Genomic DNA, 13,233 nt, shown 5'->3' on the forward strand with positions numbered 1-13,233 from the left:
ATTGCGCATCCAGCGGTTTTCGATTTCTCATGCGGTGATGAGGGGTTGTCGTCCATGCGCTTGATGTCGCTCACGCCCGAGCTTGTCGCACTGTGCCATCGGGAAGAGGCCGATCCCGGTCCGGACCCGAGCTGGACAGACATGAACGACGAGGACTTTCGAACCCTCGCCTTGCGACTGTCCAATGAAGCCGATGAGGGACCGTTATGGGTGTTCGCCTATGGGTCGCTGATCTGGAAGCCGGAATTCGAGTCGGTCGAGCAACAGCTCGCCACGGCCTTCGGCTGGCACCGCTCCTTCTGCCTCGACATGGTGCGCTGGCGCGGCAGCGCCGAGCAGCCTGGGTTGATGATGGCGCTCGAGCGGGGCGGGCGCTGCAACGGCGTGATCTATCGCTTGCCGGAGGGTGAGAAGCCGGCGCAGATCGAAAGGCTGTTGCGGCGCGAGATCAGCGACCATGAAAGCATCGAGACGGTTCGCTGGCTGCCGGTGCATACGCCGCAGGGTAAGCTGCGCGCGCTCGGCTTCTGGGTCGGCGTGAAGGGCAGGGGAACGTCGCTGAACCAGCCGCTGGACAGAGTGGCGAGCGTGCTGGCCAGAGCCTGCGGGCATATCGGATCCGGCGCCGAATATCTCTACAACACGGTCAGCCATCTCGAAGCATTCGGCATCCGCGACCGCAATCTGTGGCGATTGCAGGAATTGGTGGCGCAGGAGGTCAGGGCCATCCATGGCCGCAAGCTTGAGCCTGGCCTTTCGCTCGCACTGCAAGCCCGACCGCAGTCGCAATAATATGAGTAAAAAAATCATGTTATTGCCGAGCCTTTTCAGTGGCTTGCGTCGAAAATTGACCAATTGATAAAAAAATAAAACGTGCTAGCCTTCTCCAAAAGAAAACATGGGGAACTGACGATGCCAGAAGGCCAATTCAGGGAAGGCATTGCGGGCGGCAGGCTCTCGGCCGACCAGTATGCGGATAATTTTTCCGACCTGCATCCGCCGCTCGATCACCACGAGGCGCTGGTCGAATCCGACCGCTGCTATTTCTGCTACGACGCACCGTGCATGAATGCATGCCCGACTTCGATCGACATTCCGCTGTTCATCCGCCAGATCTCGACCGGCAATCCGATCGGTTCGGCCAAGACCATCTTCGATCAGAACATATTGGGCGGCATGTGCGCCCGCGTCTGCCCGACCGAGACGCTGTGCGAGGAAGTCTGCGTGCGCGAGGTGGCGGAAGGCAAGCCGGTGCAGATCGGCCGCCTGCAGCGCTACGCCACCGACGTCGCCATGGGCGAGAACAAGCAGTTTTATCCGCGCGCCGAGCCGACCGGCAAGACGGTCGCCGTGGTCGGCGCCGGGCCGGCCGGCCTTGCCGCCGCGCACCGGCTCGCCCGCCACGGCCATGACGTGACCATCCTGGAGGCGCGCGCGAAGGCCGGCGGCCTCAACGAATACGGCATCGCCGCCTACAAGAGCGTCGACGATTTCGCCCAGGCCGAAGTCGACTACGTGACCGCGATCGGCGGTATCGACATCCAGAACGGCAAGGCGCTCGGCCGCGACTATCAGCTGTCGGATCTGATCCGCAATTACGACGCGGTGTTTCTCGGCATGGGCCTTGGCGGTGTCAATGCGCTGCGTGCCGATGGCGAGGACGCTGACGGCGTCATCAACGCGGTCGAGTTCATTGCCGAGCTGCGCCAGGCCAGCGACCTTTCCGGCCTGCCGGTTGGTCGCCGCGTCGTCGTCATCGGTGGCGGCATGACGGCCATCGACGCCGCGGTACAGTCGAAGCTGCTCGGCGCCGAAGAGGTGACGATCTGCTACCGGCGCGGCCAGGAGCACATGAATGCGTCTGAGTTCGAGCAGGATCTGGCCGCTGCCAATGGCGTCAGCATCCGTCACTGGCTGCAGCCGAAGCGGGTGATCGCCGAGAGCGGCAAGGTCACTGCCGTCGAACTCGAATACACCGCCCTCAACGGCGACAGGCTTGCCGGCACCGGCGAGACGCTGACGCTCGTTGCCGACCAGGTGTTCAAGGCGATTGGACAGAGCTTTGTCCCGGCCGCCCTCAATGGCAGCGGTGCATCGATCGAGCTCGAAGCCGGCCGCATCAAGGTGGATTCGGAAGGTCGCACGTCGCTTGCCAAGGTCTGGGCCGGTGGCGACTGCATCTTCGGTGGCGACGACCTCACCGTCTCGGCGGTCGCGCAGGGACGCGACGCTGCGGAGAGCATCAATCGGGCACTGACCTCGAACGGGAGGGCATGAGCATGGCGGATATCAGAAACAATTTCGTCGGCATCAAGTCGCCCAATCCGTTCTGGCTGGCCTCGGCGCCGCCGACCGACAAGGCCTACAACGTCATCCGCGCCTTCAAGGCCGGCTGGGGCGGCGTGGTGTGGAAGACGCTGGGCGAGGAGGGCCCACCGGTGGTCAACGTCAACGGTCCGCGCTACGGCGCGATCTGGGGCGCCGACCGCCGCCTGCTCGGCCTCAACAACATCGAACTGATCACCGACCGCGACCTGCAGGTCAATTTGCGCGAGATCAAGCAGGTCAAGAAGGACTGGCCCGACCGCGCCATCGTCGTCTCGCTGATGGTGCCTTGCGTCGAGGAGGCCTGGAAGGCGATCCTGCCGGTGGTCGAGGAGACGGAGGCCGACGGCATCGAGCTCAATTTCGGCTGCCCGCACGGCATGTCGGAACGCGGCATGGGCGCCGCCGTCGGCCAGGTGCCGGAATATATCGAAATGGTGGTGCGCTGGTGCAAGCAGAACACCCGTATGCCCGTCATCACCAAGCTGACGCCCAACATCACCGATGTGCGCAAGCCCGCGCGCGCAGCACATGCCGGCGGCACCGACGCGGTGTCGCTGATCAACACCATCAATTCGATCACTGGTGTCGATCTCGACAGCTTCGCGCCGCAGCCGACCATCGACGGCAAGGGCTCGCATGGCGGCTATTGCGGGCCGGCGGTGAAGCCGATCGCCATGAACATGGTGGCCGAGATCGCGCGCGATCCGGAAACGCAGGGCCTGCCGATCTCCGGCATCGGCGGCATCACCACCTGGCGTGACGCGGCCGAATTCATGGCGCTCGGCGCCGGCAATGTGCAGGTCTGCACGGCGGCGATGACCTACGGCTTCAAGATCGTGCAGGAGATGATCGCGGGCCTGGAAAACTGGATGGACGAGAAGGGGCACGCCTCGCTCGACGACATCGTCGGCCGCGCCACGCCCAATGTCACCGATTGGCAGTATCTCAACCTGAACTACGTCGCCAAGGCGCATATCGACCAGGATGCCTGCATCAAATGCGGCCGCTGCCACATCGCCTGCGAGGACACTTCGCACCAGGCGATCACCAGCATGGTCGACGGCGTCAGGCACTTCGAGGTCATCGAGGCCGAGTGTGTCGGCTGCAATCTCTGCGTCAATGTCTGCCCGGTGGAGAACTGCATTACCATGGAGCCGCTGGCAGCCGGTGTGATGGACCAGCGCACCGGCAGGCCGGTATCGCCGGTCTACGCCAACTGGACCACGCACCCGAACAACCCGATGGCCAAGGTGGCTGCGGAGTAGGAACTACCCCAAGAGAAAAGCGGCGCTTTCGAGCGCCGTTTTTCATTTTCCTATTGCGGATAGGAATTATCCACGATAGTATGTATCCATGAATAAGGAACCTGTTCGATGAAGCTGGGCGAGGGTGTTGAAGCAGCCATCCATTGCGCCGCCACGCTGGCCAGTGTGGAAGGCAATAGCACCATGCCGGGCGCCGCTCTCGCCGAGGCCTTTGGCCTTTCGCCGAGCTATCTGCTCAAGCATCTCAACATGCTGAGCGCGGCGCGCATCCTGGAATCGGTGCCCGGGCCTGCCGGTGGCTATCGGCTGGCGCGGTCAGCCGAGCGCATCACGCTGCTCGACATCGTGCTGGCCGTCGAGGGCCGCGAGCCGGCCTTCCGCTGCGGCGAGATCCGCCAGCGCGGTCCGGTGAAGCTCGATGCGTCGGCCTATGTGAAACCCTGCGGCATCAACGCCGCGATGCTGAAGGCCGAACGCGCCTATCGCGCCGCGCTCGCCGAGACCAAGCTGTCCGATATCGTGGCCACCTACGCGGCAGAAGGCGATCCCAGGTCGCTTGCTGCGAGCTGCGCCTTTGTCGAGCGCCACCAGCGGCCGCAGAAATCCAGTTAACCCCAAAACCTCAAAACCCAAGCAGACGTGAAAGGACAAGACGATGAAACAGAGGCTGCAATTTTTCGCCAAAGCGCCAGAGATCATGAAGGCGGTGTCGGCGCTCAACAAGGCGGTGGACGAATGCGGGCTCGAGGTGAGCCTGCTGCACCTGATCAAACTCAGGGCTTCGCAGATCAATGGCTGCTCGTTCTGCGTCGAGATGCACAGCCGCGAGGCCAGGCGCGACGGCGAGACCGAGCAGCGGCTCTATCTGGTTTCAGCCTGGAAGGAATCGCCGCTGTTCTCGGAGCGTGAACGCGCGGCTTTGGCCTGGACCGAAGCCGTCACCCTGATCGCCAGCAATGGCGTGCCGGACGAACTTTATGCACGTACGCTGGAGCATTTCTCAGAAGAGGAGCTGGTCAAGCTGTCCGTTGCGCTCGGCATGATCAACACCTGGAACCGGCTGTGCATCCCGTTCCAGGCCATACATCCGATGCCGGCGGCCAAGGCTGCCTGATTGTCCAATCATGTTGGGAGCGCCGTAGAGAGCGCGCTCCCACTGCCTTGAACCTTTAAAGGGGAGAGTTTGATGCCTGCGGATTTGCCTTCGACCTTGTTGTTTCTCGCTCGCCTGCTGCTCGGCGGCGCCTTCGTTTTCGCCGGCCTGCGCAACATCCAGAACGCGGCCTTCCTGACCCAGCTGATGGCCGCGCGCGGTGTGCCGCAGGCGCGGTTGGCACTGTGGACTGGTATCGTGCTTCAGGTCGCCGCCGGTGTGCTGGTCATCGCAGGATTGTGGACGGCACTCGCGGCCACGGTGCTGCTGCTGTTCCTCATCGTCGCCACGCCGATGTTCCACAATTTCTGGGACCATCAGGGTCCGGACCGTGCGTCCCGCATCAATGGCTTCGTCGGGAATGTTGCCCTGAGCGGTGGCTTTCTGACCCTGATCGCGCAATCCGTTTGACGCACAGTTCCATGCCGGCTGCGGCCTCTGGTGCCGACGGCTCAACCATAAAATCGGAACCAATCGAGCCGTTGACGCATTTCACACCTGCATGCCCAGCATCCAGGATGAAATATGAAAATCGCCCATGTCGCGCCGCTTTATGAATCGGTGCCGCCAAGGCTCTATGGCGGCACCGAGCGCATCGTCTCGTATCTGACCGAAGCGCTGGTCGATCTGGGTCATGAGGTGACGCTGTTTGCCAGTGGCGACAGCCAGACCTCCGCGAAGCTGGTACCCAGCCGGGAACGCGCGTTGCGCCTCGATCCGCGTCCGCTCAAATCCGAGATCGCGGCGCATCTTTCGATGCTTGCGCAGGTGAGGGAACGGGCGTCGGAGTTCGACGTCATCCACTTCCACCTCAGCCACTTCCTGCACTTTTCCTTCTTTGAGGATATTGCGGAGCGGACGGTGACGACGCCGCATGGCAGGCTGGATTATGTCGACCTGGCGCCGGCCTATGAAAGGTTCCCGCGCTTTCCCCTGATTTCCATTTCGCACAGCCAGAAGGCGGGCCTTGCCAACGCCAACTGGTTGGCGACGATCCATCACGGATTGCCGACTGCTCTCTACGAGCCGACGTTCGAGACGGCCGCCGAAGAACCCTACCTTGCCTTCCTCGGCCGGTTCTCACGCGACAAGCGCCCGGATCGCGCCATCGAGATCGCCTTGCGTTCGGGGCTCAAGCTCAAGCTCGCGGCAAAGATCGGCGACGACGATCGCGCCTATTTCCGTGAGGTGGTCGAGCCTTTGATCGATGGCGATCGCGTTGTCTATGTCGGTGAGATCGAGGAAAACCAGAAGGCGGAATTTCTCGGCAAGGCGGCCGGCCTGCTGTTCCCGATCGACTGGCCGGAGCCGTTCGGCCTTGCCGCCATCGAGGCAATGGCCTGCGGCACACCGGTCATCGGCTGGAGTTGCGGTGCGCTGCCGGAGATCATCGATCAAGGCGTCACCGGTTTTATCGCTGACACAATGGATAGCGCGGTCGCTGCGGTGCCGGACTTGCTGCAACTCGACAGGCGAAAGGTGAGGGCCGTTTTCGAAAAGCGGTTCTCCGCCAGGAGAATGGCCGGCGACTATCTGGCCGCCTATGCGGGCCTGATCGGCGTCCCGAGCACGGCGAAGGCGTCTTGAGCGGCGACGTGCTCGAGCCACGGCAACGAAACAACAGGGATCTGTGACGAATGGCCCAACTCGATGAGCGCCAGCTCGATCCTGCGGTTGCGCTTGCATCGCTCGACGCCACCGCCCCTCGCGAGCCGCATCGGTTGTTTGCGCTCAAGCAGGGCGATTGCTTCGCCGTTGCCGACGCCTATGGCGACATACGTGGCGCCGGCGACGGTTTCTTTCGCGACGACACGCGGGTCCTTTCCGAGTTCCGGCTGACCGTCGGCGGCAGGCAGACATCTCTGCTCGGCGCCTCGCTCAGCCAGGACAATGTGCTGTTCACCACCAATTTGACCAATCTGCCGATACAGAGCGCCGGTGGACGCGACATCCCGCAGGGAGCCATTCACATCGAACGCGTCAGACTGCTTTGGCAGGACAGGCTGTTTGAACGCATCACCCTTTCCAATTACAGCCGGGAACACTCGACGATCAGCGTTTCCCTGCACTACTCCGCCGATTTCCGCGACATGTTTGAAGTGCGTGGCTCGACACGGCTGAAGCGCGGGCTGGCCCATGCCGCCGAAACAAACGCGACGTCGGTCCTGCTGCGCTATGATGGGCTCGATGGCCTGGCCCGCCTCTCGGCGATATCGTTCTCGCAGGCGCCGGACCAACTGAGTGCCAACCGTGCCGATTTCCTGATCGCCGTGACCAAGCGTAGCAGGAAGGTGCTTTATGTCGAGGTCGGTCCCGAGGTAGCCGACAAGCCCGACCGCGACCGGTTCCGCGCCGCTGCCGCCCGCGCCCGCTTTGGCATGCGGGCCAAACGTCGCCATGGCGCGACGGTGCGCAGCTCGGGCCGTGTCTTCAACGACTGGGTCGAGCGCGCCCGCGCCGATGTCGCGCTGCTGACCACCGAGCTGGCGACCGGCCCCTATCCCTATGCCGGCATCCCCTGGTTCTCGACGGCGTTCGGCCGCGACGGTGTCATCTCGGCACTGCAGATGCTGTGGCTCAATCCGGGATTGGCGCGGGGCGTGTTGGCCTTTCTGGCCCAGCATCAGGCGACCGAGACATCGCCGTTCAGCGATTCGCAGCCGGGCAAGATCATGCACGAGACCCGCAAGGGCGAAATGGTGGCGCTGCGGGAGCTTCCCTTTGGCCGCTACTACGGTGGCGTCGATACGACACCGCTCTACATCTATCTTGCCTGTGCCTACGCCGATCGTACCGGTGACATGGCGTTCATCGACGGCCTGTGGCCGTCGCTGTGCGCCGCGGCCGAATGGACGGAGGAGGCGGGCCGGGAGACCGGATTCGTGACTTACCAGCGAGCGGCGGAGTCCGGCCTCGCCAACCAGGGATGGAAGGACAGTTTCGATTCGGTCTTCCATGCCGATGGCCGCATTCCCAAGGGCCCGATCGCCCTTGTCGAAGTGCAGGGCTACGTCTTTGCCGCCTTCCGGGGGCTGGCGGCACTTGCCCGTCGCCGGGGCGAGAACGACAGGGCCGACCACTGGGATGATCGCGCCGAAGCGATGCGGGTTGCCGTGGAACGGGATTTCTGGCTTGACGATCTCGGCTTCTATGCGCTGGCAATCGACGGTGCCGGCGAGCCCTGCAAGGTGCGGACCTCGAATGCGGGGCATCTGCTCTTTGTCGGATTGCCTGAGCCTGCGCGGGCCCAGATGGTGGCTGACCAGCTGCTTTCCGCCTCCTTCCATTCGGGCTGGGGACTGCGGACGCTCGCCGACGATGCCGTGTTCTTCAATCCGATGTCGTACCACAATGGCTCGATCTGGCCGCACGATACCGCCCTTTGCGGTGCCGGGCTGGCGCGCTATGGCGAGCGCGAAAGCGTGGTTCGCCTGATGAGCGGCACGTTCGAATCCGCGGTCCATTTCAACATGCGGCTGCCCGAACTGTTCTGCGGTTTTACACGTGCGCCGGGCGAAGCACCCATCGCCTATCCCGTCGCCTGCCTGCCGCAAGCGTGGTCGGCGGGCTCCGCTTTCATGTTGATGCAGGCCTGTCTTGGCCTGGAGATCGACGGCTGGGAGGGTGAGATTCGCGTTGGCCGCCCCAGGCTGCCGATCGGCATCGACACGCTGACACTGCGGCACCTGGGCGTCGGCGACCGGGTCGTCGATCTCACCTTCCAGCGCGTCGGCGACCGGGTCGTCGCTTTCCTGGCCGACCGCCATGAAGGGCTGGTGCCGCTCATAGTAAGAACATGATCCGAACAAAATTGGCGGAACCGATCCAGGCCTTGTGCGTTGCAAAAACACTGGTCCGAACGCCGACCACGTGGCCGGCGGACCGTTTCAAACGGGAAACACGAACAAACGGTCGCCGACGGCCGGGGTGAGTTGACGTTCAATGACAAACTACGGTGCGGACCTGCTCTGGGTTCTGATTTTCGCGAGCCTCGGTTTTTCCGCTCTTGCCGTATTCCTCTCCATATCGCGGCACCGTCGCCGTCATCCTCCTGCCGTCCCACATACGGCAGGCGAAGATGTGGCGGCGGAGGCCGCGCGCAAGGTGATACGGGAGTTCGAAAAGAACGGCCAATCGGCCGATGCCGCGCTGGTGACCTGGTCGCCCGAAACATTGCGCAAGATCCTGGCCGACGATCTGCCCGATGCGCAGGTTATCGTGGTGTCCAATCGCGAGCCGTACATCCACAATGTGAAGGACGACGGCGTCGAGTTGCTCGTCCCGGCCAGCGGGCTGGTGTCGGCGCTCGAGCCCATTACCCGCGCCTGTGCGGGCACCTGGATCGCCTATGGCGGCGGAACGGCGGACCGCCTCACCGTCGACGACCACGATCGCGTGCAGGTGCCGCCTGGCAATCCGTCCTACACGTTGCGCCGGGTCTGGCTGACGGAGGAAGAGCATCAGGGTTATTATCTCGGTTTCGCCAATGAGGGCCTTTGGCCGCTTTGCCATATCGCCTTCACCCGGCCGATTTTTCGCGCCTCCGACTGGGCTGCCTATGAAGCCGTCAACCGGAAGTTTGCCGATACGGTGGTTGCCGAGGCGCGCAACGAGCGGCCGATCGTGCTGGTTCAGGATTACCATTTCGCGCTGCTGCCGCGCATGATCCGCGAGCGCCTGCCGGAGGCGATCGTCATCACTTTCTGGCACATCCCGTGGCCAAATTCGGAAGTGTACAGCATCTGCCCATGGCGTGAACGCATCCTCGAAGGCCTGCTCGGCAGCTCGATCATCGGCTTCCACACCCAGTTCCATGCCAACAATTTCACCGAAAGCGTCGATCGCTTCCTAGAAAGCCGCATCGAGCGGGCCGATGCGGCCATCTCCTACGGCGGACGGACCACATTGGTGCACGCCTATCCCATCTCGATAGAATGGCCGGCGGACCTGCTGGCGAAACTTCCCGCTGTCGACGATTGCCGCGCTCGCATGCGCGAGAGGTTCGGCCTTAAAGCGGATGTGAAGCTGGCCGTCGGGGTCGAGCGCCTCGATTATACCAAGGGCATTCTCGATCGGTTTCACGCTTTGAACGAATTGTTCAAGCGACAGCCTGAGTGGATCGGAAAACTGGTCTTCCTGCAGATCGCGGCACCCAGCCGCGGCACGCTGCCTGCCTACAAGCTGCTCCATGACGAGTGCCACCGTTATGCCGAAGAGCTCAACCGGCGTTATGGCAGCGAGGGCTACAGGCCGGTGATCATGGTGGCCGAACATCACTCGCAAGAACAGGTCTACGAAATCTATCGGGCCGCCGACATATGCATGGTCACCAGCCTGCATGACGGCATGAACCTCGTCGCAAAGGAATTCGTCGCCGCGCGCGACGACGAGCAGGGCGTTTTGATGCTCAGCACATTCGCCGGCGCCTCGCGTGAATTGCTGGAGGCGCTGATCGTCAACCCTTACGATGCCGCCATGATGAGCGGAGCGCTGTTGCAGGCACTGACCATGTCGCCCGAAGAACAGCGCGAGCGCATGCGCCCCATGCGCGAGACAATCCGCAACAACAATGTCTATCGCTGGGCCGGCAGCATGCTTCTGGATGCGGCGCGTTTGCGCAAGCGCGGGGACCTCGATCGGGTGACCGGTGCCGTCAGCGACCCGCCGCCCAGCGTCGACAATGTCGTCTCCATTTTTGAGCGCAGACGGGTGGCGATGTCATGAGCGATGCGCTGCAAAATATTGTTGGCGAGACCCCGCACAAGCCGCAGGCCGTCATGGAGAAACCGCACACTGTGCTGACCGGCGAATGGGCGTTGTTCCTCGACATCGACGGCACCCTGCTGGAACATGCCGAACACCCGGACGCCGTCTCGGTCAGCGACGAGCTCCGCTCCTTGCTGCAAGGCCTGGATCGCAAGCTGAACGGGGCATTGGCCTTCGTAACAGGCCGTTCCGTCGCGGCTGTCGATCATCTGTTCCAGCCTTTGAAGCTGCGCGCCGCCGGGCTCTATGGCCTGGAACATCGGCTCCTGCCGAACGTCGACGTCGAAGTCGCGGATGAGCCGGCGGATATTTCTGCGCTTGCCGACGAGATCGAGGCCGAGCTCGGTCGTGGCGCCTATATCGAGCGCAAAGGACGGGTGCTGGCCATCCACACGCGCGCCGCCCCGCATCTGCTTCCGCGCGCGACGCAGCTTGTCGAGCAGGCGCTGGCCACGCTGCCAAAGGGCTACCGGGTGGTTCCCGGCAATGCCGGTGTGGAACTGCTGCCGCTCGAGGCCGCCAAGGGCGCCGCGATCCGGCGTTTCATGGAAATTGCGCCATTCACGGGCCGTCGCCCGGTCTTCCTGGGCGACGACACGTCGGATGAAAACGGTTTTGAGGCCGTCAATGATGCCGGCGGCATATCGATCCGCGTCAAACCACCAGCGCACACCGCAGCGCGGTACGGGCTTGCCGACGTTGTAGAGACGCTGGGCTGGCTGAGAGGTCAACTTTAGATCCAGCCGACGCAATCGCGATCGCGCCTCCTGGAAAGGGCAAGGAAAGGAACGGTTTCGATGGGACGCTTTGCACAATTGGTCCGAGAGATCACCCCGAACTGGCTGCACTCTCGCTCCTCCCGCCATGACATTGCCGACGTTTCACCGTCCGACGCGGATTTCAGCTGGCAAGAGGCGATCGATAACAAGATGTATGGGGCTGATACGCCTGATTATTCCTATGTTCCGGAAAAGACCGCTTCAGATGCGGTGAGACCGGGCGGTGACAGCCCCGGCGAAAAGAGCGTGCGGGGCGGTCCAAAAAGAGCCAATTGAGGGTGAAAAGCCTGTCGGCGCCCGAGGAACGCTACGCCGCAAATCGCAGTCCGCCGTCGCAGGTCAGCACCTGACCGGTCATGAAGCCGTTGGAAACGAGGAAAGCTATTGCCGCGGCAACGTCTTCGGCGCGACCGATGCGGCCGACCGGGGTCCTGCCGGCATAGTCGGCAAACAGCGCCTGCCTCTGCTCCTCGGCCAGAAAGTCCCACCAGGGCGTGTCGATGACGCCTGGCGCCACGACATTGACGCGCAGCGGTTTCAACTCCATCGCCAGGATCGGCACCACGGTCAACAGCATGCCGTTGATGGCGGCGATACCGGCGACGCCCGGCGCTGCGAGCTGCGCCGACACCGCCGAGATGAAGGTGACCGATCCGGCCTTGTTGAGTGTCGGCAAGGCGGCCTGCAGGCAGGACAGCTGCGGGCGGACCTTTTCCTCCACGCCACTGCCGATGTCACTCAGGTCAAGCGTCGGGAAGGGGCCGAGGCCCTTGCCGCCGCTGGCCGCCAGCACCAGATGGTCGAATGGACCAAGGCGCTCGAAGAACCGGGTGACTTCATCCGGCTTCGAGGCGTCGAATGCAGCCTTCCCGGCAGCGCCGCCAAGGCTCTTCCAAGCGCTCTTCAGTTTCTCCTCGTTGCGCCCGGTGATGGTCACCTTCATGTCCGGGCCAAACAGTTTGCGCGCCGTCGCCAGCCCGATGCCGGACGAGCCGCCGATGATGACGGTGTGTTGGATTGCCTTGGTCATCAAAGCTGTTCCTTCGATGTGGGGGAGGCCGGGCCGATGAGGTCGAGGCTCAAGCTTCTCAGCTGTTGCCTTGCCTTGGCGTCGTAGGCCTGAGCATCGGCGCGGGATTCCCGCAGGCCGTCGAAATAGAGGCCGCTTTTCCCGTTGAGCGTGGGTGAGGTGGCGAGATTGAGGATGGCATCGGCGCCGGTCTCGACCGAGCTCCACGGCGTCACCCCGGCCTGCCGGACCATGGTTGTGTTCATGTAGCTCGCCGGATGCAATGCGTTGACGGTGACGCCGGTGCCTTTCAACTGTTCGGCCAAATCGACGGTGAACAGGATCTGCGCCAGCTTGCTCTGGCAATAAGCGCGCACCCCGTCATAGGAGCGGGTCAGCATGACATCGCTGAAGTCGATCGCCTGCTGCCCCGCAGAGGCGACATTGACGATGCGCGCCGGCGCACTGGCCTTCAGCAATGGCAGGAGCTCCGATGTCAGCAGGAAACCGGCGAGATAGTTGACCGCGAAGCGCAGTTCATAGCCGTCGGCACTCACCTGCCTTTTGGCACCTTGGCCCGCTGTGCCGATGCCGGCATTGTTGATGAGGATGTCCAGCCGGTTCGTCCGGGCGCGCACCGCCTGGGCGAGGTGGCGCACCTCGGCCAGCGAAGAGAGGTCGGCGACCAGAAGCTCGGCCTTGCCGCCGGCGGCTTCGATCTCGGTGACAACAGCCTTGCCGCGCGTTGCATCGCGGCCGTGCACCAGCACACGGGCGCCCGCGGCGCCGAGCCGTTGCGCGACAACGCGGCCGACGCCGTCTGTCGAGCCGGTGATGAGGATCGTCTTGTCTTTGAGTTCCATGTTCAGAGCCTCCGTTCTGTTGCTCTGAACGGAAGATGGGGCAGTTGGCGCTGGCCAAACAGTTCAAACT

General features: G+C 63.2%; 13 protein-coding genes. 11 read left to right on the top strand and 2 right to left on the bottom strand.

From position 1 onward, the window contains the following. Window positions 1–54 precede the first annotated feature (54 nt). The 11 genes from RPF88_RS03565 to RPF88_RS03615 all read left to right on the top strand — a co-directional run bounded on the left by RPF88_RS03565 (window position 55) and on the right by RPF88_RS03615 (window position 11,567). Complete coding sequence (locus RPF88_RS03565; protein WP_024501513.1) at window positions 55–792, top strand: gamma-glutamylcyclotransferase; 738 nt, start codon at window positions 55–57, stop codon at window positions 790–792. Window positions 793–912: 120 nt separating this feature from the next. Then, window positions 913–2,277 carry an NAD(P)-dependent oxidoreductase gene (locus tag RPF88_RS03570; RefSeq protein ID WP_024501512.1) on the top strand — a complete coding sequence of 455 codons (1,365 nt, stop codon included), beginning with the start codon at window positions 913–915 and terminating at the stop codon, window positions 2,275–2,277. A gap of 2 nt (window positions 2,278–2,279) precedes the next feature. Next, complete coding sequence (gene preA, locus RPF88_RS03575) at window positions 2,280–3,593, top strand: NAD-dependent dihydropyrimidine dehydrogenase subunit PreA (RefSeq protein ID WP_013530894.1); 1,314 nt, start codon at window positions 2,280–2,282, stop codon at window positions 3,591–3,593. Between the two features lie 108 nt (window positions 3,594–3,701). Beyond that, window positions 3,702–4,205, top strand: a complete 504-nt coding sequence (locus RPF88_RS03580; RefSeq protein ID WP_063172517.1) for an RrF2 family transcriptional regulator — start codon at window positions 3,702–3,704, stop codon at window positions 4,203–4,205. 43 nt (window positions 4,206–4,248) lie between these two features. After that, the gene (locus tag RPF88_RS03585) at window positions 4,249–4,707 is read left to right on the top strand and encodes a carboxymuconolactone decarboxylase family protein (protein WP_027160675.1); all 459 of its coding nucleotides are present in this window, start codon (window positions 4,249–4,251) and stop codon (window positions 4,705–4,707) included. 72 nt (window positions 4,708–4,779) lie between these two features. Next, window positions 4,780–5,157, top strand: coding sequence for a DoxX family protein (locus RPF88_RS03590; RefSeq protein ID WP_013530897.1), 378 nt, complete (start codon window positions 4,780–4,782; stop codon window positions 5,155–5,157). A gap of 114 nt (window positions 5,158–5,271) precedes the next feature. Beyond that, window positions 5,272–6,333 (top strand): glycosyltransferase family 4 protein, encoded by a 1,062-nt coding sequence (locus RPF88_RS03595; protein ID WP_013530898.1) that lies wholly within the window; start codon window positions 5,272–5,274, stop codon window positions 6,331–6,333. A gap of 50 nt (window positions 6,334–6,383) precedes the next feature. After that, window positions 6,384–8,546 carry an amylo-alpha-1,6-glucosidase gene (locus RPF88_RS03600; RefSeq protein ID WP_024501509.1) on the top strand — a complete coding sequence of 721 codons (2,163 nt, stop codon included), beginning with the start codon at window positions 6,384–6,386 and terminating at the stop codon, window positions 8,544–8,546. Between the two features lie 142 nt (window positions 8,547–8,688). After that, window positions 8,689–10,470: an alpha,alpha-trehalose-phosphate synthase (UDP-forming) gene (locus RPF88_RS03605; RefSeq protein WP_013530900.1), complete on the top strand. Its 1,782-nt coding sequence runs from the start codon at window positions 8,689–8,691 to the stop codon at window positions 10,468–10,470. Window positions 10,471–10,523: 53 nt separating this feature from the next. After that, window positions 10,524–11,249: a trehalose-phosphatase gene (otsB, locus tag RPF88_RS03610; protein ID WP_337123848.1), complete on the top strand. Its 726-nt coding sequence runs from the start codon at window positions 10,524–10,526 to the stop codon at window positions 11,247–11,249. 60 nt (window positions 11,250–11,309) lie between these two features. Then, complete coding sequence (locus tag RPF88_RS03615) at window positions 11,310–11,567, top strand: hypothetical protein (protein ID WP_024501507.1); 258 nt, start codon at window positions 11,310–11,312, stop codon at window positions 11,565–11,567. Between the two features lie 31 nt (window positions 11,568–11,598). On the opposite strand, the gene RPF88_RS03620 is transcribed toward RPF88_RS03615, so the two are convergent. Continuing rightward, entirely contained in the window at window positions 11,599–12,321 is a 723-nt protein-coding gene (locus RPF88_RS03620) for an SDR family oxidoreductase (RefSeq protein WP_337121710.1), read from the bottom strand. Then, entirely contained in the window at window positions 12,321–13,163 is an 843-nt protein-coding gene (locus RPF88_RS03625) for an SDR family oxidoreductase (protein ID WP_337121711.1), read from the bottom strand. Before RPF88_RS03625 ends, RPF88_RS03620 begins: the two co-directional genes overlap by 1 nt. Between the last annotated feature and the right edge of the window lie 70 nt (window positions 13,164–13,233).

The sequence above is a fragment of the Mesorhizobium sp. ISC11 genome (genome assembly GCF_037162595.1).
In the GTDB taxonomy this organism is placed as follows: domain Bacteria; phylum Pseudomonadota; class Alphaproteobacteria; order Rhizobiales; family Rhizobiaceae; genus Mesorhizobium; species Mesorhizobium ciceri.